Raw genomic sequence first — 19,154 nt, forward strand, 5'->3', positions numbered from 1 at the left:
GGTTATCCTTTCGGTTTAAAGATCAGTGCGATAATAAATGAGAATAAAATCGCAGCTGATATTCCAGCCGAGGTTAATTCAAAAATCCCGATACCGATGCCGATGAATCCATGTACATCTGCCTGGTGCATTGCCCCATGAAGCAAGCTATGACCAAAGCTGACGATTGGTACGGTTGCGCCCGCACCTGCAAATTCAATAAATTTATCATAAATACCGAATCCGTCTAAAATGGTACCTGCCACAACAAAAGTAGTCATGACATGTGCCGGCGTGAGTTTGAGTACATCTAGCAAAAGCTGGCCAATGACACAAATAAGTCCGCCTGCCACAAAAGCGATAAGATAATCCATTAGCTCTCTCCTCCTGCACGCTCAAATACGACACCGTGCGCAATGGTTGGAATGGTCTCTTTTTGCTGAACCATCATTGGGCTGAGTAGCGCCCCGGTTGCGACAACGAGTACTCTTTGCAGATTCCCTGCTTTCATTTCTTGAAAAATATGACTAAATGTCACAACAGCTGAACAAGCACAGCCGCTGCCTCCAGCGAATACGTTTTGATCGGGTGTATAGATGATTAAACCGCAATCATCGTGCTTTCGCCCAAGCTGGATACCTTCTTCTTTCAGGAGATCCTTTAAGATCGGTGAACCAATGCCTGATAAATCTCCAGTTAAAATCAAATCGTAATCATCTACTGTTCTTCCTAAGTCTTCTAAATGCTGCTTGATGGTGTCTGCCGCGGCCGGTGCCATGGCCGATCCCATATCAAATGGATCTGTAATGCCAAGATCCATGACCCTGCCTACCGTTGCACTTGTAATTTGAATTTGTGAGGGCTCTTGGCTGATAATAACGGCTCCGCTCCCTGTTACGGTACTTGTTGCTGTATCTGGCTTTTGTCCGCCGTATTCGGTCGGGTTTCGAAATTGGCGTTCTGCGGTCGCATTGTGACTGCTTGTTGCTGCGATGGCTCTATTTGCAAAGCCACCATCAATGAGTGCTGACGCAATGGCGACCGATTCCATTGAGGTCGAGCATGCTCCAAATAAGCAGAGAAACGGGATCTTCAGCTCTCTTGCCACATAGTTTGCTGTGACGTTCTGGTTGAGTAAATCTCCAGCTAGCAACAGATCAATATCGCTTTTTTGCAAATTTGCTTTCCATAAAGCGGTTGATATCGCATCATCCATGAGCTTCCTTTCAGCCATTTCCCAGTTCTTTTGATCACAGTGCATTTCATCGTATGTTTTATCAATTAAATGTCCAATTGGACCTTCTTTTTCCTTAGGTCCTGCAGCAGTTCCTTCTGCATTGACATAAAGCTTGTGCTCAAATACCCAAGATTGTTTACCTGTTAGTTTCACCTTTTATTCCTCCTACGAAAACATCTTTTCCAAGATGTATCGAATGATCCCTACGATATATGCCGAGACGACACCGAACACAATGACGTTCCCAGCGAGCTTAAACATATTTGTGGCAACACCTAAAACAAGCCCTTCACTTTTATGCTCAAGGGCAGCACTTGTCATACTGTTAGCAAAGCCTGTTACCGGTACGGCTGATCCCGCTCCAGCAAACTGGCCGATTCTATCGTAAATACCGATACCCGTTAATAGAGAAGAAATTAAAATGAGGGTTGCCACTGTCGGGTTCCCTGCTGTCTTTTCGTTAAAATCAAAAAAGTGGATATAGAAATTCTGCAGCCCCTCACCTATCAGACAGATCAAGCCACCAACTAAAAACGCCTTGATGCAGTTGAGGACATAAGGAGGTTTGGGCTGATACGTTTTCACCTTAGATGGATAGTTCTCTTTTAAACTCGACACGTGTTGTTCCCTCCAATTTCTTAAATATAAATAAGCCAATGAAATAGTGAACCAAATATCTTTCCTAAGACGATGGCCATGAGCAGCAAAACAATTTTCCCGTCCATTCCAATTCTTTTCGTTAATATAGGAAGTACATTTAATACTTCAGTAAGTGCAGCTGCAAGCATGCCGACAAAGATGCCTGATAAAAGACCGACCGGCAGCGCCAGCCATTTGGTTAAATGCAGATGTATTTGACTTAAGGTGGCCCAGCCGCCAACAACCGCCCCGCTAATGACTGCCGCCTCGTACCCTTGTATGAAGCGCTGCGTTTTGGTTAATTGCATTAAGCGGGGAATGATGCCAAGCACTGTAAGAAATGCCACAAATCCTGCTCCGACTGTTAAACCGCCGCCAAGTCCAACGAGTACGACAAAAAGCCATTTACCGATCATGGATATCCTTCAATGTTTCTTTATTTTCATTGAGTGCGACATAATGATCGAGATCGAGCTGATATTTAAACATTTCCACTTCGAGCGGACTTGGTTCTTCATTTAAACGCTTTTTAAATACATGATTGAAAAACAAAATCATCCCAAGGCCGAGTCCAAAGCTATATGGAATTTGTAATAAATACGGATGCTCAACCGTTTTCCCTGTGATCATTTCATATAGGCGGATATGAACGAGCCGCATACTGACATCCTCGTGGAAATTCATAATGGCAAGCGCCGCTCCGACAAATAATAGAAGCCATACAAACACAAATAAAACGGGAGAAAGCTGGCGTTTGCCTGTATCAATTTCAACAATGGCCTCAGAGCCGCCAACGGTTTGAATGTCGATATCCGGCCACGTTTTTTTGATCGTTTTGACGACATGCATGATATCAAGAACGGCGATGTGACGATCCTTTTTGCTGACATGATACACCGGCATTTTGCTAAGCTTTTGCACAGCAAACTCATCACCAGTGATTTGGGCGACATCCTCTAAATAAATGAGCTGATCTATTCCGGTCTTGATTCGATGGCGCAGCCGAATAAAGATTTGTCCGTCCATCCAAGTCACTTCCTATACGAGGGGTTAAAAATAGTATGTGGTGAAAAATGGTTCTCATACTGATAGAACTTGATTTACCGGTAATTACCACACAAAAAAAGCCAGCCGAATTGGCTAGCTGTCTTTTTGATCCATTTGCATTTGGATTTGCTTTAAAATTTTCTTTTCAAGCCGTGAGACTTGCACCTGTGAAATGCCAAGTCTTTCTGCAACCTCAGATTGTGTCTGGTCTTTATAATACCTTAAATACACAATGAGTTTTTCCCTTTCTTCTAATTCCTTGATCGCTTCTTTCAGAGCAATTTTGTCAAACCATCTTTCTTCAGAATGGTCGGCAATTTGATCAAGCAATGTTATCGGATCCCCATCATTTTCATACACTGTTTCATGAATGGATGATGGTGAGCGGACCGCTTCTTGGGCGAGGACGACATCCTCTGGTGTGATATCAAGGTATTCGGCAATTTCTTGCACGGTCGGCATTCTTCCATGAGACTTAGACAATTCATCCCTTGCCCGCCGGATTTTATTTCCGAGTTCCTTTAATGACCTGCTGACTTTGACCGTCCCATCATCCCGAATGAATCGCTGGATTTCCCCGATGATCATTGGAACGGCGTACGTTGAAAACTTTACATCATATGACAAATCAAATTTATCCACAGATTTCAGCAGTCCAATACAGCCAATCTGAAACAGATCATCTGGTTCATATCCCCTATTTAAAAAGCGCTGAACAACGGACCAAACAAGACGCATGTTTTTTTCTACGAGGAGGTCTCTTGCTTGCTGATCACCGTCTTGGCTTTTTTTGATGAGCTCTTTGACTTCATCATTTGACAGCTGGGCTTTTTTAGCTTGCTTTTTTACCTCCACATCCATATGAGCAGCTCCTTTAATTACAAAGCGCTTTGCTTTTTGATAGATGCTTTGTTAAACGGATGGTCGTGCCCATTTCTGGAGATGAATCCACCATGACATCATCCATAAAATTCTCCATGATGGTAAAGCCCATTCCAGAGCGCTCTAAGTCTGGTTTTGTTGTAAAAAGCGGCTGTCTTGCTTCCTCAAGATCGGTAATACCCATGCCTTCGTCACGGATGGTGAGGTAGACGACATGGTCATCTAATGTGACATGGATATGCACCTTGCCATCTGGATTCCCATCATAGCCATGGATGATGGAGTTTGTCACTGCCTCTGATACGACGGTCTTGATTTCTGTTAATTCATCTAAAGTCGGATCAAGCTGAGCGATAAACGCCGCGACTGTCACCCTCGCAAACGATTCATTTTGGCTTAATGCCGAAAAAGTCAGATTCATTTCATTTCTCATGACGCCACCCCCAATGTTTGCAAAGCCGTTTGCTCTGAAGGCTCCATACGAATGATTTTAAACAAACCAGACATATCAAATAACCGATTCACTGCTGGCGAGATGGCACAGACGACCATTTCTCCGCCAAGCTGCTTAATCTCTTTATATCTTCCTAAAATCACTCCGAGTCCAGAGCTGTCCATAAATGATAAATCAGCCAGATTCAGCACAATGTGGCGAATGTCCTCTGTTTCCAAATAATTCGTCACCTTTTGTCTCAATGTTTCTGCGGAGTGATGATCGAGCTCTCCTGTTAACCGAATGCAAAGTACGCTCTCTTTTACTTGAAAATCAATACCAAGGCTCATCTTTTTATTCCTCCTTGCTCTATTTCGGATAAAGAGTGTTTCTCTTTTATATGAAGTAAATCCTTCACCATGACAAAACTAGTGACCATTCGTCACATTTAGATGTTCTTTTCTTTTTCCTCATAGCAAAAAGACTGCCCATTTCAGCAGCCTTTCGCCTTTTATTTCCATTTCACAAAATCAGCCATTGCTCGTTTGAAGAAAGTCCAAATGCCTGCCTTTTCCATTCCTTCTTTTGCTTCTACAGGACTTTCATGCAGCACTTTTCCGTCTTTTTTCAAGACGATCGTACCAAGTTCCGTTCCTTTTGAAAATGGAGCCTTGACATCATGAGACAATTTGATTTCTTTTTTGATCTGATCCACATTTTCACCTTTTTTCGTTAGAAGGGAGATCGGTTCAGAAGTAACGAGCTGAATATTTTTCTTTTTCCCTTTGCTTACTTTGACCTCCGCCACATCTTGCCCTCGTTTGTAAAGCGGATGAGTCGTATATTGACTAAATGCGTAGTCCAGCATTTTGACTACCTGAGCGTTTCTGTCTTTCGGGGTACTTGCGCCGAAGACAACCGCAATGACGCGCATGTTGCCTTTTTTAGCAGATGCAGTTAAACAGTATTTCGCTTCACCTGTAAAACCGGTTTTCACCCCATCGACACCTGGATAAAATTTAATCAGACGGTTTGTGTTTACAAGCCAGAATTTTTTATCTGTGTTTTGCCGTAGATAGTCTTCGTAGACACCTGTGAATTTTGTGATTTGTTCATATTTCAACAGCTCTTTTGCCATTATTGCCATATCGTGAGCTGTGCTGTAGTGGTCTTTTTCAGGGAGCCCTGTTGGGTTTTGAAAGACTGTTGAGGTGAGGCCAAGCTCTTTCGCCCTTTTGTTCATCTGCTCTACGAACTGTTCTTCAGATCCTGCAATATGCTCTGCCATGGCAACTGAAGCATCATTTCCTGACGCAATCGCAATGCCTTTCAGCATTTCTTTCACGGTCATTTCTTCTCCTGGTTCAAGGAAGATTTGCGACCCTCCCATGGACGCTGCATAGTCGCTCGTTCTGACCTTGTCTGTCATTTTCAGTTTACCGTGATCTATAGCTTCCATGATGAGAAGCATCGTCATGATTTTGGTCATACTTGCGGGTGCAAGCTTTTCATCGCTGTTTTTGTTGTAAAGCACCTTTCCCGTGTCACGTTCTATTAAGATCGCTGATTTGGCTTCGTGTGCCAATTCTGATGTTTGTTTTTCTCCTGGTTTTTCAATCTTTTCTTTTGCTGTCGCAGATGGTGAAACCATTGAGATAAGGATCATTAAAATAAACAATGCACATATATGACGTTTCAAGTGGCAGACCTCCATTATCGTAATCCTTTCTATTTTTTCCTCATACAGGCTGTTTTATTCAGAGATCGTATGATTGCAAATAAAAAAAGCCTTCTGCTTGGGTAGCAGAAGGCTTCTGGACACATGCTATGAAAGTTGTTTGACAATGTCTTTTACTAAATCAAGAAAACTTGCTTTCACTTTTTCCGTTACTTCGATCACTTCATCATGTGACAGCGGCTGATCCAAAATACCAGATGCCGCATTGGAAATGCATGAAATGCCAAGTACTTTGATTCCTGCATGACGCGCAACAATGACTTCTGGAACAGTCGACATTCCTACCGCATCTGCTCCAAGCGTTCTAAGGAAACGAACTTCAGCAGGTGTTTCATATGAAGGGCCTGTCATCCCTGCATAAACCCCTTGCTGTACAGATATACCTAAACGCTGGGCTGTTTCTGCTGCAAGTGCCAGCAATTCTTTATCGTACGGTGCAGACATATCAGGGAAACGAACGCCTTGACTGTCATTTGGGCCAATTAATGGATTGGTTCCCATCATATTGATATGATCTGTGATCAGCATGAGGTCTCCTGGACGGAATGAAGTATTCACTCCGCCGGCTGCATTTGTGACAATGCATGTTTCAATACCAATTTCTTTCATCACACGGACAGGAAACGTCACTTGCTTCATATCATACCCTTCATAGAAATGAAAACGTCCTTGCATCGCGCAAACGACAGTGCCTTTCAGCGTTCCGATCACGAGCTGCCCTGCATGTCCCTCTACTGTTGAAACAGGGAATCCGGGAATATCTTCATATTTTATTTTGATTGGATTTTCAATCTCATCTGCTAAAATGCCAAGCCCTGATCCTAAAATCAATCCAACTGTTGGTACATATGTCGATGCTTGTTTAATATATGCCGCCGCTTCTGAAAACTGTGCTCCCACGAGATTTCCCCCTATTTGAGTTTAGATAAAAAGCTTGTTCCGTATTTTGGCATCGCTATCTTGAAATTATCGGCAACGGTTGCCCCAAGATCAGCAAATGTTTTTGCTGTTGGCAGTTCATTTGCTTCCTGATGCTTTTTGCTGTAAGCAATGAGCGGAACGTATTCTCTTGTATGATCTGTTCCGTGATGAACCGGGTCATTTCCATGATCTGCTGTGATCACAAGAAGATCATCCTCTTTCAACAGGTCAAACACTTCAGGAAGACGTGCGTCAAATTCCTCTAATGCTTTTCCATAACCCTCTGGATCTCTTCTATGTCCGTAAAGAGCGTCAAAATCAACAAGGTTCAAAAAGCTGAGTCCTGTAAAGTCTGTTTTAAGTGTATCGACCAGCTTGTCCATTCCATCCATGTTCGATTTTGTTCTAAGAGATGATGTGATTCCTTCGCCGTCATAAATATCAGAGATTTTTCCGATCGCAATGACATCGAGCCCATCATCTTTGAGTTCATTCATAACTGTACGGTCAAATGGTTTTAACGCATAATCATGACGGTTTGGTGTTCTAACAAAAGCATCAGGCTCTCCGACAAACGGACGAGCGATAATCCGTCCAACCATATATTTTTCATCTAATGTGAGTTCACGGGCAATTTCACAAATACGGTAAAGCTCATCTAATGGCACAACTTCTTCGTGCGCAGCAATTTGCAGCACAGAATCCGCAGATGTATAAACGATTAAATCGCCTGTTTTCATGTGCTCTTCGCCAAGCTCATCTAAAATTTCCGTACCAGACGCAGGTTTATTTCCAATAATACCTCGGCCAGTTTTTTCTTTTAATTCATTTAATAGTTCATCTGGGAATCCGTCTGGAAAGACTTTGAACGGTGTGTCTATGTAAAGACCCATGATTTCCCAATGCCCTGTCATTGTGTCTTTACCATTTGATGCTTCTTGCATTTTTCCATAATACGCAAGCGGTTTTTCATCCGCTGGAATTCCTTTGATTTCTTTAATATGACTCAGCCCAAGCTTCGCCATATTCGGCATATGAAGCCCGTTCATTTTTTCAGCAATATGTCCAAGTGTATCTGCACCTACATCATTAAAATCAGCAGCATCTGGTGCTTCCCCAATCCCTACTGAATCCATTACGACGAGGAAAATGCGTTTATACTGATAATCAGGCATTAAAAAGCGCCTCCTTCAATATTCTTGTCTTTTGACCTTACAAACAGTAAGAGGTCAGACATCTCAAGTATAAACCGTTTACAAGCCAGTTGACAACCATAAACGGTGTAAAGATGAAAAAGCATGACACCCGTTCATCGTGTCATGCTTTACTTATGCCCTTGGATGGAATTTGTGATACACATCTTTCAGTCTTGTTTTCGTCACATGTGTATAAATTTGTGTTGTTGAGATATCGGCATGTCCGAGCATCTCCTGTACAGCTCTTAAGTCCGCACCGTTTTCAAGCAGGTGTGTAGCAAATGAATGTCTGAGCGTATGAGGCGTCAGCTCCTTTTGAATCCCTGCTTCAATGGCTCGTTTCTTTAAGTTCTTCCAGAAGCCCTGGCGCGACATTTTTTTCCCGTGATGATTGAGAAACAGGGCATCGGACGGCTGTTTTTTTAACAGCTTGCTTCTTCCCTTTTCGATATATTCTTCAATTGCGCTTGCGGCAGCTTCACCGATTGGCACAATTCGCTCTTTTCTTCCTTTTCCAAAACAGCGGATAAAGCCCATTGTGAGGTGCACATCTGCAAGGGTCAGATCCAGCATTTCACTGACGCGAATGCCTGTTGCATATAAGAGCTCAAGCATTGCTTTGTCTCGGTAGTCAAAGGGAGTGTGCTGATTTGGTGTATCAAGCAGTTTTTCGACCTCCCCTAATGATAGAACTTTCGGTAATGTCCGCTCTGTTTTTTGCGTTTCAATGTTCCATGACGGGTCATCCGTTGTCACTTTTTCCCGAAGCAGAAATTGATGAAAGGAACGGATCGATGATAGATGCCGTACAGACGTTTTACTCGATTTCCCTTCCTCTTTTAACTGCTTTAAATAATGAATGATATGCAGGCGCGTGACATCGCTAATATCCGTCAGCTGTTCATGTGTCATTAAAAAAGACAAGTAGTTCTGCAAATCTCTTTTATAAGAAACAATGGTATTTTCAGAGAGTCCTCTCTCTACGGTCATAAAATGAATAAAGTCGGATAATTGATCGTTCAATGATTTCTACTCCCCGTTTTGATAAAAATAAATCAATCGGTCTTGCCAATTGTCTTGATTCGGCTGATCCATTTCCATCACTTTAATTGCTGCACCCTCTGGTTTATCATAACGATGGTAGCTTTCATATTCTGAATTTATCCATATCATAGCATAATAGAACAGGACGGTAAAACCTGTGAACAAGATAAATACTTTGATCACTTCACCTGTTGTTTTGAGCCATTTTCGCATGATCTTCAAGTCCTTTCTCACCTTCTCATTACTTCAGCATATGCCAGGTAGGACAAGGAATATACAGCGAAAATGCAAAAAACCTCTTCATCTTAAATGAAAAGGTTCCAATTCGGATTATTTGCCGGATTCATCATCATGACACCGGTGGCAAATACCATGGAATGTCAATCTATGATCCTTAATTTTAAATTTCCAGTCACGTTCAATAATCTCTTCGACATCTTCTAATAAATCATCTTCTATCTCATCGACTGTTCCGCATTCCATGCAGACAAGATGGTGATGGAAGTGAGCGGCTCCTTCTTTGCGAAGATCATATCGCGAAACGCCGTCTCCAAAGTTAATTTTATCAACAACTTTCAGTTCAGTGAGCAATTCTAACGTCCGATAAACAGTAGCAAGACCAATTTCAGGAGACTTCTCTTTTACGAGGAGGTATACATCTTCTGCACTTAAATGGTCTTCTTCATTCTCAAGCAGTACTCTTACTGTGGCTTCACGCTGTGGCGTGAGCTTGTAGCTGGAAGAATGAAGCTGTTTCTTAATTCGATCAATCCTATTTTCCATTGACTTTCCCTCCTACGCCACATTACTTGATCATTATATCAAATGATGTGCTGAGAGCCAACTATAATCATTTTAAATTGATAAATAAATTGATTATTAATTAATAACAATTATAAAAGAATGCCTGCCAGCTTTTTCATGAGCATGAATGATATGTACGATTCAAAAAAAGATGAAAGTGCAGCAAGCGCTAAAATCATCAGCAGAACCGATGCATACCGGCCAAACCACTGGACGGGTGCTTGACTGATGTTTTTTTTCATGAAGAGCTGTCCAATGAGACGGATGGAAAACGCAATCGCACAGGTGCCAATCACTAAATAGGCTGGAATAAGCAGAATGTTTTGCGGAAGCACCGATACAAACGAGAGAAAAAATCCACTCAGCCCCATTTGATTCACGAGAAAACCAACAGTAAATCCAACAACAATTCCTTTTAAAAAGATCATCAGAAAGATGAGCGGCAGACCAATGATGGATATTCCCAGTATCCACATAAGGCCTAAATATTTCATATGATGCAGGAAGCTTTGTAAAAACATTTCTTTTGATTCTGCTGCTTTCTCATTCGTCAGCTGACCAAAAAATTGATTTAAATAATAGAATAAATCCTCTTTCTGGCTGAATGTCATGCTATTGACAATGATGGCACCGAAGATCACACCCATTAAAAAGAGTACAGAGACAAATAAATAAATCGAGAGATGATCTTTTACGTGCTGAAGAAGATGCTCCTTCCAAGACTTTTTCCGCATGTGTCTTCCTCCCAAATCGTAAGGTTACTAGATTCTATGAGAGAGATTACGAAACATGACAGTTTTATTGAAAGAAAAAAGAGAAAGCAGCCTGCTCACTGCTTTCTCTTTTTCATTTATCGTGCGGCTTTTTGTACGTTCACAAGCCCGGCACCGTAATAAAAAGGTTCTCCAAGTTTTGTCGCCGTTTTTGACAGTCTCTCACGCACTTCATCGTTTGTCAGATTCGGATGTTTTGATAGAATGACAGCCGCAGCGCCCGTTACATGCGGTGATGCCATTGACGTTCCGCTCATGTAGCCATATTCGTTATGAGGAATGGTGCTCAGCGTTGAAACGCCTGGTGCTGAGACTTCCAGTTCTTCGCCGACAGATGAATCAAAAGCTCTTTGCTTTTTTTGGTCAACAGAGGCAACAGCCATCACGGAGCTGTATTTAGCCGGATAGTCAATCGTATTGAGAGATCCATAACTTCCTTCATTCCCCGCAGAAGCCACAATGAGAATCCCTTTATCATACGCTCGATCTACCGCTTCTTTCAGCGCCTCAGATTCACTTGCTCCCCCCATACTAATATTGATGACATCCATGTCATTCTCAATGGCCCATTCAATCCCTTTTATGATCCAGCTATAGTAGCCGTCACCATTTTCATCTGCCACCTTAACAGCATAGATAGAGGCTTTTGGCGCAACACCAACGACACCTACCTTATTATCTAAAGCGGCAATTGTCCCTGCCACATGCGTGCCATGTTTATGCGGATCTACAAGCGGATCGGACTCTGTCGGTACAAAGCTCACCCCGCCGGTGACATGTAAATCCTCATGTTTGCCGTCGATCCCGCTGTCAAGAACTGCTACTTTGACATTCTGTCCAGCGTATCCTTGTTTATGTACCTTTTGTGCTTTGATGCTTTTGATGCCATATGGAACAGTTTGACTGCTTGTTTTTGCTTTTTGATCTTCCTCAATGAAAGTCACTTCTTTTGCTTCATTCAGTTTCTTTTTCGATGTCTCATTCAACGACACTTTCATCAGATCTATTTGCTCTATGGATTCTTTCACATGCCCGCCAGCTTCTTCTACAAGCTGTTTTTGTATTTTGTCTTGAACGGAAGAAGAAAAGCCGATCATGTACTCTTTTTTTGCTTGCTCCTTTGCAGAAATATCTGACGCGCCAAACATGACCGATGCCACAAGCACACTTGCCATACAAAGCCCTGCTCCAAATGACTTGACGTTCACGATACTCACTCTCCCTTTCGTTTCTTTTTGTCATTTAACTACATTTTTAGACAAAAAGAAACGACCGTTTGTCCTATTTTTTAAAATTTTTCCATTTATTTGATCTAGTTGTCACAAAAAAGCAAAATAAAAATGCTTATGATCCTCTTGATAGTGATCATAAGCATTTCGTCCTTTATGTTTTTTCATCATGTGCTGCAAGACTTCTTGTTTTGTTTTTGTCTTCCTTTCGTGTGTGCTAAAATGCGGCATGTTTCCTCTCGACAGTTCTGGATTACGGCTGTGCTGCCTTTGGATATGCTCTCGTTTTTTCTTTGCTTTGCTTTTTCCCATTTGGCAAAACCCCTTTCGTTGACGTTATGATACACGATGTTACATAAAAAAGATAGACGTAAATACGTCTATCTCAGATTGTTGACAAAGGGCTAAAATGATCTTAATTTTAGCCCTTTGTCTTCTTTTCAGCGTGATAGAAAACCTTTGCAGTCCTAGGAAGGGCGGCTACCTTTGCGGAGCGAATTTGACATTCGTGAGCACCGGAGCGCAGACCTGACAACGAATGCAAGGGTTTGTCTACACGCTGAGATAGACGTAAATACGTCTATCTTTCTGTTTTTATCATATCAAAATGCGGAATCCCATCTTCATCATAAACATCTGAGACGACCTTGAAACCAAATGATTCGTAAAGTGACTTCAGGTAGGCTTGCGCCTGTATTTTGACACTTGTTTCACCTAGTTCATTAAGCTTTTCCAAAGCCTTGATGAGCAGCATCTTTCCATACCCTTTTTTCCGGCCGGCCTGCGTCACAAGAACACGGCCGATGGACGCCTCTTTGTACACGATCCCGTTTTGAAAAATTCGGCAATAAGCCACAATGGTACCATTCTCTTTTGCGATGAGATGAATTGCTTCTTGATCCCTGTGATCAATTTCAGGGTAAGGACATGTTTGTTCTACAACAAACACGTTAACTCTTTCCATAAGAATCAAGTAAAGATCCTCTTTTGACAATTGTTCAAACGTTTGACATGTCCATTTAATGTGACTCATGATTGATATCCACCTTACCGTACACTCCGCCTCCACCAGCGATTAGTCCGACTTCGCCCTTTCTTGCTTTGATGATGTAGCCCGCTGTCTTTTCTGGCAAAACGGCTTTTAGTTCTTGTTCTGTTGCTTGATGCAGAATATTCATCTCTGTGTGAAACACGGCTTTTAGCTTCTCCAGCGTTTTAGGTCCAACACCCGGAATAAACTGGAGCGGGAGCTGATGAACATAAGGAGGTCTCATTCTTTTTTCACTTTCTTGGTCAGCAAGCTCTTTTAAACGCTCACTTACTCCTTTTGTCATCCGGGTATGTCCGCATTCGTGGCACTCTTCCTGATCTGATGCGTGAGGTCTTACCCCGCATTTCTCGCAGGTCGTATGATAATACTTCCCAAGCCGCGGAGCAAGTCCATAATTTCCTGTGACAGCTCTACCATCTTTTTCTTCAAGGGCTAGCTTGAATTCGGCAAAAGAGGCATGATCCATTTTGATTTTTGTATATTCTCGCGCGATTTTCCCTAAAGAATGAGCATCTGAATTCGTTAAAAAGGGATACCGGTTCAGCTCACTCAGCCGGGAAGCCATTGACGTATCACAGCTAAGACCAAGCTCAACAGCATCAATAAGATCAGGGTCAAATACTTCCGTTAAAGAAGTGTTCACCCCTTTGCCGTATAGACTTTTATGCGGCGTAAAAATATGAGCAGGAATAAACAATCCTCCTAGCTCCTTTACTTTGCGCTGAAGTGTTTTCCCATCAACATAGAGGCGCTGTGAACTCAAATGCACATTTTTCATATGAAGCGAAAGCCATGCGGAGAACTCAGACATTTTGTGTAGTGTGGGCATAAATGCCAGCACATGAATCGGACCTTTTGAATGGTCATCATTGATCTCTAATTCACTGCCTAAAAGCAGCACTGTCGGTCCAAATGATAGACCGCCGTCATTTAGTTCCGTGTACCGGCCTTCCTCTACACCCTCTATTAACTCTTCTAAGACTTCTGGAGATTGTGCATCTATCACACCAATCATCCCCATCCCTTTACTTTCTGCTGCTTCAATGAGAATTTGGTCAATTGTCAATGACCTTGCACCTGTAATTTTGACAGCTCTGCCTGTTCTTGTTCTGCCAATATGAATATGGATGTCTGCAAAAAATTCCTTCATTTTGTTGACTCAAGTACCTCTTGCAGTTGTAAGTATTGAATGGCATAGGCTGTTTTTGCATCGTAAATATGCTGCTGTTCAATGAGGTGCAAGGCTTCTTCTAATGAAACTTCCATTACTTCGACAAATTCATCTTCATCCAGCTCTCTTTTTTCTTCAAGCGGAACTAGCTGATCTGCTAGATAAATGTGAACAATTTCATCTGCAAAACCAGGTGATGTATAAAAGGCCGTCAGCTTTTGAAGCTGCTGAGTTGTATATCCTGTTTCTTCTTCTAATTCTCTTAATGCTGTATGTGCCGGCTCTTCCCCTTTTTCTAGTTTTCCAGCCGGAATTTCAACGATGGCTCTCTCTAATGCTTTACGGTATTGTTTGACCAAGATGATTTTATTTTCGTCTGTACGTGCAATGACAGCTACTGCACCAGGATGTTTAATGATTTCGCGTTTGCCTTGTTTTCCGTTAGGCAATTCTACATCTTCAAGTACCAAATCAATGATTTTTCCGTTGTATAATTCTTTCGACGATAATGTTTTTTCTTCAAAGTCCTTCAATTTTGTCAGCTCCTCGTTCTACTTTCACTTTTTACTTCATTTATTTTAACATAGATGATTTAAGAGAAGCGAAAAGCGAAACGCTTGCTTCAATGCGCCATTTGAAATCACCTAGCTTGAATTCCTGATTTTTTTCACTTAATGTGAAAGGATAGGAGTGTGATGGAATTGAAAAAAAGACGTATTGGCACCTCAGATCTTTTAGTGAGCGAGGCGGCACTAGGATGCATGTCTCTTGGGACTGATAAAGAAAAAGCGCTCTCTTTATTAGATGAGGCCATTGATCTCGGAATTAACTATTTGGATACAGCCGATTTATATGATTTTGGGACAAATGAGGAAATTGTTGGGGAAGCCATCAAAAATAGACGGCAAGATTTGATTTTGGCGACAAAAGGCGGCAACCGCTTTGAAAAAGGCAAACCAGGCTGGGACTGGGACCCTTCAAAGGCGTACATAAAGGAAGCAGTAAAACAAAGCCTCAAGCGGCTTCAAACAGATTATATTGATTTATATCAATTGCATGGAGGCACGATTGATGACCCCATTGATGAAACGATTGAGGCTTTTGAAGAATTAGTAGAGGAAGGCGTTATTCGCTATTATGGCATTTCATCTATCCGCCCAAATGTCATTAAAGAATATGCCAAAAAGTCCAATATCGTAAGCGTGATGATGCAATATAGCTTACTCGACCGCCGCCCGGAAGAATGGTTCTCTCTTCTTGAAGAACAAAGCATTAGCGTCGTCGCAAGAGGTCCTTTAGCGAAAGGATTATTAACTGAAAAACCACTTTCTCAAGCAAGTGCAGCGATTCAAAAAAACGGCTATCTTCAATATTCATTTGAAGAGCTTCAGCAGATCATTCCTTCTTTAAAGAAAGTCGCTTATGACCTATCACTCACTGAACTGTCCATTCAGTATATACTGAAACATTCTGCGGTCAGTTCCGTTGTATTTGGCGCGAGCTCGGTGGATCAGTTAAAAGAAAACATAGCAGCAGCAAATGCACGTTCTTTAAGTGACCAAGAAGTCAAAGCAGTAACTTACTATACAAAACCATTTGTGTATGAAGCGCACCGATCCTAATAAGAAAAAATCACATCATTTATCTCGTCAGAATGTAGAAAAACTCATGTTTTTCTACATTTTTTTATGTTTTCTCTATATAAAATAAGGAGGGGCTAAAAGCCCCGTTGTCTTATCTTGCACTTTCGTAATATGCATAATTTCCAGATTTGCCTTTAAGATAAAATGTGGTACCAAAACGACTGAAACTATTTGCAAAAGAACCATTATCTGAATGCATACATAATCGATTACTTGCACCTTTAAAAGGAGTTACAGAACAATCTACAATTGAAGTAGCCTTTGTACTCACATCTGCATTCGTTAACTCATTTGTTGCAAGAGCTTGTCCAGAAACAGGTAAAAGCAATCCTAAAGATAAAGCGACTCCAGCCATTGTTTTTCTCAATTTCATGTGAATCATCTCCATTCCCAAATTTTGTAACACATCTTCATTATAAGAAGAACGACCTTCTACCAAAAGGGTCTTAATAACCATATTTTCAATAAAAAGGAATTTAAATAAATCAATACTCACCTTTTTATTTCTGTTTCAAACATAAGCTATGGGATTTCGTTTAAAAAATCATACTGTCGCGATTCTGAAATGAAGTGATGTGAAGGAGGCAAAAATGCTTTTCTCTTTATGGACTCTGTGGATCTATCTCAAGGATGATGACATAAAAAAAAGGAAGCATCATTGCTCCCTTTTTAGCTTTTATACTTTCTCCAGTCTAAATGGCTTTCATCTAGCAGCTCTGAAAAGCTTTTGTTTTTTTCTTTTTCTTTCTGCTGCCGAAGGAGGTCTTGTCGTTTTTGTTCTTCTCTTTTTTCTGTTTCGACGGCGAGGTTCTGTTTCATTTGAAGAAGCTGCTGTTTGACATCGTCCTTTATGCCGTCCTTTAATTTCGCTTGATCCTGATTGGTCTTTTTCATTGTGCCTCTCTCCTTTTGACTTAGTGTATCATCCGTTTTATTTTCTGAGCAAGAGGCACGCCAATCTACCAAGATGTGGTATGATCGTCATAGAAAAAACTCCGGAAAGGAAGAATTGGCTAGATGAAGAAATGGATTGCTATATTTGCCTTCATATTATGTCCACTCGCTGTAATCGGCATTTTTTTCACCAATAAAATGATGTATATTCGAAAATTAACGGATGAAGAGCTCATCAAACGAGAATCAGATGGAGGCCATTATCATCACGAGGAATTTCAGCAGCTTAAGAAAGAGAAAGTGTGTATTCCTTCAGCATTTGGTTATAATCTACATGGCTATTTTGTGCCGCATCCTCATACAACACGCACAATCGTACTTTGCCACGGTGTGACAGTCAGTTTGATTAATTCCGTTAAGTATATGAAATTATTCCAAAAGCTCGGATGGAATGTGCTGCTTTATGATCATAGAAGACACGGGATGAGCGGCGGGAAAACCACGAGTTATGGATATTATGAAAAAGAAGATCTAGCAAAGATCGTAAAGTGGCTCAGACAAAGACTCGGAGAAAGTGCCATCATTGGGATACACGGAGAATCAATGGGTGCAGTCACGACCTTGTTATATGCTGCGAAGCCGGAAGCAACCGCCAATTTTTACATAGCAGACTGCCCTTTTGCTTCTTTTGAGGACCAGCTTCTGTATCGGTTAAAAACAGATTTTCGCCTTTCAGGGCAATGGATTCTTCCACTAAGTGATCAAGTGTTAAAATGGCGGGACGGATACCGCATCCGGCAAGTTTCCCCTCTTGATGTGATCGATCATGTGAAAGTACCTGTACTTTTTATTCATAGCCGCCATGACGACTATATCCCCTGTGAGCAAAGTCAGCAGTTATATGCACGTAAAAAGGGTGACAAACAGTTGTTTATTGCGCCACACGGTGCGCATGCAATGTCTTTTAGCGAAAATAAGGAAGCTTATGAGCAAGAAATTCAAGCATTTCTTCAAAGATTTGAATTGAATGAAAATAAAAGAGGAGAATGAACAGCAGTTCGTCCCCTCTTTTTGAGCTAACTTATGCGATAGTCACCACTGTTGTATGGTGTCTGCCCGCAAGCTCCATATGGCTCTCTTCCGATTGCTGCTGACTCATGACCGATAATCCTGCAGTTGCTGCCAATAAAAGAACTATCAAACTCGTTTTCATATAAATGACCCCCATTTTGAATTTTTGATATGGCTTGAATTTTCCTTTCGTAAAACCGGGTAGATACTTCAAACAGTCCAAGCTCATTGTAATAATGAGCCGCATCAAGTGCCAATTCCTCAATATCTGGGTATAAGCGCTTGTCCTCGAGCAGGTCTAATGTATCGTCTATGATTGTTATGTCTGCATCAACGTACAATGCTTTTAAGAACTGAAATTTGCAGATGTAAATTTCATCTTCTAATTCACAGGCCTTCATAATACCTTGTTGATAGAGGGTTAACGACTCTTCTATTTGTTTTTGTTTAAACAGGATTTGTGTCAGCATAAATAGTGGGTCTAGAGAGCGATTAAGATGGGTTAAATTCTCCTTTTCAAACACTTCAATAGAGTCTTTCAGATAACGGCTTGCTTCCGCAAGATCGTTCATTTGATAATAACAGTTACCTAAGTTGAAAAGGGCCGAACCTATGACTCGAGGGTTTCCAATTGAGCGTGCTCGCTTTAGAGCATTTTTAAAGTAGGGCAATGCATGTTCATAGCATTTCAAATCATCATAGTTTGCACCAATGACAAATTCACAGTGGATGATTCTCAGCGTGTACGTTCTGTAGGCAGAATACGTATCTAACGCTTGCAAGGCATAGTGCATCGAAAAGTGGGTTTGTTTCATGTGGTAGTAAATTTCTGCTAATTTAAAGTAAAATTCTGCTCTTTCTATATCATCTGATATGAGATTGAGCTTTTTTTCTGCTGAGCGGTAATAAGCAATGGCACTTAAGTAGTTTCTCTGTTCAAATTCAAACATTCCTGTGAAAAAATGAACATAGTATTCAAGCATATCCGTTAATTTCGTTTGTGAATGTTCGATCGTTTCTAGCAAATTCTTAATCTCTTCATCATTCGAGGCTTTCTTTGCCGGTTCAAAATATTCAAGCATTACCTTGTGGCGAAAATCCATCAGCTGGTAAAACAATAACAAGTTTTGATCCTGCTCCATTTCGAGGATTTCCTGCTCGATCTCCGCCTTCAGCTTCTCTGCTTTCATCACATGAAATCCGCAAATCTGCCTATACCATTCGTTTATTTTGATTCCAACCTGAGGCGATGACAGCTTGAGCTTCAATTCACTTTAGCACCTCCCTTCTCATATACGATACATGTTGTATTCTATCACATTTCCTCGAATGGAAGAAATATGAAATGTCATTTTTCGCAAAGTTTTCGGTATCCCGCAATAAACGCTGCGAATGCCTATTT

Annotated in this window: 25 protein-coding genes; 2 read left to right on the forward strand and 23 right to left on the reverse strand. The window is 41.3% G+C overall.

What is annotated here, in order from left to right; translation table 11 throughout:
- Positions 1-2 precede the first annotated feature (2 nt).
- The 20 genes from spoVAE to ACN6NB_RS10600 all read right to left on the reverse strand — a co-directional run bounded on the left by spoVAE (position 3) and on the right by ACN6NB_RS10600 (position 14,677).
- Entirely contained in the window at positions 3-353 is a 351-nt protein-coding gene (gene spoVAE, locus ACN6NB_RS10505) for a stage V sporulation protein AE (protein WP_007501045.1), read from the reverse strand.
- Entirely contained in the window at positions 353-1,369 is a 1,017-nt protein-coding gene (gene spoVAD, locus ACN6NB_RS10510) for a stage V sporulation protein AD (RefSeq protein ID WP_474253353.1), read from the reverse strand. The genes spoVAE and spoVAD overlap by 1 nt, the downstream gene beginning before the upstream one ends.
- A 12-nt stretch (positions 1,370-1,381) precedes the next feature.
- A complete protein-coding gene (gene spoVAC / locus ACN6NB_RS10515; protein ID WP_058837983.1) occupies positions 1,382-1,834 on the reverse strand; it encodes a stage V sporulation protein AC in 453 nt (150 codons plus the stop codon).
- Between the two features lie 20 nt (positions 1,835-1,854).
- A complete protein-coding gene (locus ACN6NB_RS10520) occupies positions 1,855-2,271 on the reverse strand; it encodes a stage V sporulation protein AB (RefSeq protein ID WP_039179670.1) in 417 nt (138 codons plus the stop codon).
- Positions 2,261-2,881 carry a stage V sporulation protein AA gene (locus ACN6NB_RS10525; RefSeq protein ID WP_059377134.1) on the reverse strand — a complete coding sequence of 207 codons (621 nt, stop codon included), beginning with the start codon at positions 2,879-2,881 and terminating at the stop codon, positions 2,261-2,263. The genes ACN6NB_RS10520 and ACN6NB_RS10525 overlap by 11 nt, the downstream gene beginning before the upstream one ends.
- Before the next feature lie 114 nt (positions 2,882-2,995).
- On the reverse strand, positions 2,996-3,763 hold the full coding sequence (sigF, locus tag ACN6NB_RS10530) for an RNA polymerase sporulation sigma factor SigF (protein ID WP_024422864.1): 768 nt from the start codon (positions 3,761-3,763) through the stop codon (positions 2,996-2,998).
- 13 nt (positions 3,764-3,776) lie between these two features.
- On the reverse strand, positions 3,777-4,217 hold the full coding sequence (spoIIAB, locus tag ACN6NB_RS10535; RefSeq protein ID WP_024422865.1) for an anti-sigma F factor: 441 nt from the start codon (positions 4,215-4,217) through the stop codon (positions 3,777-3,779).
- Positions 4,214-4,567, reverse strand: coding sequence for an anti-sigma F factor antagonist (gene spoIIAA / locus ACN6NB_RS10540; protein WP_024422866.1), 354 nt, complete (start codon positions 4,565-4,567; stop codon positions 4,214-4,216). Before spoIIAA ends, spoIIAB begins: the two co-directional genes overlap by 4 nt.
- Before the next feature lie 161 nt (positions 4,568-4,728).
- On the reverse strand, positions 4,729-5,883 hold the full coding sequence (locus ACN6NB_RS10545) for a D-alanyl-D-alanine carboxypeptidase family protein (RefSeq protein WP_369880173.1): 1,155 nt from the start codon (positions 5,881-5,883) through the stop codon (positions 4,729-4,731).
- Positions 5,884-6,042: 159 nt separating this feature from the next.
- Positions 6,043-6,855 (reverse strand): purine-nucleoside phosphorylase, encoded by an 813-nt coding sequence (locus ACN6NB_RS10550; protein ID WP_047204125.1) that lies wholly within the window; start codon positions 6,853-6,855, stop codon positions 6,043-6,045.
- 11 nt (positions 6,856-6,866) lie between these two features.
- Complete coding sequence (gene deoB / locus ACN6NB_RS10555) at positions 6,867-8,051, reverse strand: phosphopentomutase (RefSeq protein WP_064497560.1); 1,185 nt, start codon at positions 8,049-8,051, stop codon at positions 6,867-6,869.
- Between the two features lie 153 nt (positions 8,052-8,204).
- Complete coding sequence (gene xerD, locus ACN6NB_RS10560) at positions 8,205-9,095, reverse strand: site-specific tyrosine recombinase XerD (RefSeq protein ID WP_039179686.1); 891 nt, start codon at positions 9,093-9,095, stop codon at positions 8,205-8,207.
- A gap of 6 nt (positions 9,096-9,101) precedes the next feature.
- Positions 9,102-9,329, reverse strand: coding sequence for a YqzK family protein (locus ACN6NB_RS10565; protein WP_024428058.1), 228 nt, complete (start codon positions 9,327-9,329; stop codon positions 9,102-9,104).
- A gap of 117 nt (positions 9,330-9,446) precedes the next feature.
- The gene (gene fur, locus ACN6NB_RS10570; protein WP_003215577.1) at positions 9,447-9,899 is read right to left on the reverse strand and encodes a ferric iron uptake transcriptional regulator; all 453 of its coding nucleotides are present in this window, start codon (positions 9,897-9,899) and stop codon (positions 9,447-9,449) included.
- Positions 9,900-10,009: 110 nt separating this feature from the next.
- Complete coding sequence (spoIIM, locus tag ACN6NB_RS10575) at positions 10,010-10,654, reverse strand: stage II sporulation protein M (protein WP_474253354.1); 645 nt, start codon at positions 10,652-10,654, stop codon at positions 10,010-10,012.
- 116 nt (positions 10,655-10,770) lie between these two features.
- Entirely contained in the window at positions 10,771-11,901 is a 1,131-nt protein-coding gene (locus ACN6NB_RS10580; RefSeq protein ID WP_151284398.1) for a S8 family peptidase, read from the reverse strand.
- A gap of 111 nt (positions 11,902-12,012) precedes the next feature.
- Positions 12,013-12,234, reverse strand: a complete 222-nt coding sequence (locus tag ACN6NB_RS10585; protein ID WP_039179694.1) for a hypothetical protein — start codon at positions 12,232-12,234, stop codon at positions 12,013-12,015.
- A gap of 268 nt (positions 12,235-12,502) precedes the next feature.
- On the reverse strand, positions 12,503-12,955 hold the full coding sequence (locus tag ACN6NB_RS10590) for a GNAT family N-acetyltransferase (protein WP_474253355.1): 453 nt from the start codon (positions 12,953-12,955) through the stop codon (positions 12,503-12,505).
- Positions 12,942-14,123, reverse strand: a complete 1,182-nt coding sequence (locus tag ACN6NB_RS10595) for a TIGR00375 family protein (protein ID WP_047202232.1) — start codon at positions 14,121-14,123, stop codon at positions 12,942-12,944. The genes ACN6NB_RS10590 and ACN6NB_RS10595 overlap by 14 nt, the downstream gene beginning before the upstream one ends.
- Positions 14,120-14,677 (reverse strand): NUDIX hydrolase, encoded by a 558-nt coding sequence (locus ACN6NB_RS10600; RefSeq protein WP_034622377.1) that lies wholly within the window; start codon positions 14,675-14,677, stop codon positions 14,120-14,122. Before ACN6NB_RS10600 ends, ACN6NB_RS10595 begins: the two co-directional genes overlap by 4 nt.
- A 168-nt stretch (positions 14,678-14,845) precedes the next feature.
- On the opposite strand from ACN6NB_RS10600, the gene ACN6NB_RS10605 reads away from it, so the two are divergent.
- Positions 14,846-15,766, forward strand: coding sequence for an aldo/keto reductase (locus tag ACN6NB_RS10605; RefSeq protein ID WP_039183182.1), 921 nt, complete (start codon positions 14,846-14,848; stop codon positions 15,764-15,766).
- A gap of 112 nt (positions 15,767-15,878) precedes the next feature.
- On the opposite strand, the gene ACN6NB_RS10610 is transcribed toward ACN6NB_RS10605, so the two are convergent.
- Positions 15,879-16,283: an antimicrobial peptide LCI gene (locus ACN6NB_RS10610; RefSeq protein ID WP_247544537.1), complete on the reverse strand. Its 405-nt coding sequence runs from the start codon at positions 16,281-16,283 to the stop codon at positions 15,879-15,881.
- Between the two features lie 173 nt (positions 16,284-16,456).
- Positions 16,457-16,681, reverse strand: a complete 225-nt coding sequence (locus ACN6NB_RS10615) for a YqkE family protein (protein ID WP_047202235.1) — start codon at positions 16,679-16,681, stop codon at positions 16,457-16,459.
- Between the two features lie 123 nt (positions 16,682-16,804).
- Between ACN6NB_RS10615 and ACN6NB_RS10620 the strand changes: the two genes are divergently transcribed.
- A complete protein-coding gene (locus ACN6NB_RS10620; protein ID WP_126681629.1) occupies positions 16,805-17,731 on the forward strand; it encodes an alpha/beta hydrolase in 927 nt (308 codons plus the stop codon).
- A 26-nt stretch (positions 17,732-17,757) separates the two neighbouring features.
- Here the strand turns inward: ACN6NB_RS10620 and ACN6NB_RS10625 are convergent, their stop codons facing one another.
- Positions 17,758-19,020, reverse strand: coding sequence for a response regulator aspartate phosphatase (locus ACN6NB_RS10625; RefSeq protein WP_024428051.1), 1,263 nt, complete (start codon positions 19,018-19,020; stop codon positions 17,758-17,760).
- Positions 19,021-19,154: the final 134 nt, after the last annotated feature.

It is taken from the genome of Bacillus sp. 11B20, assembly GCF_056098985.1.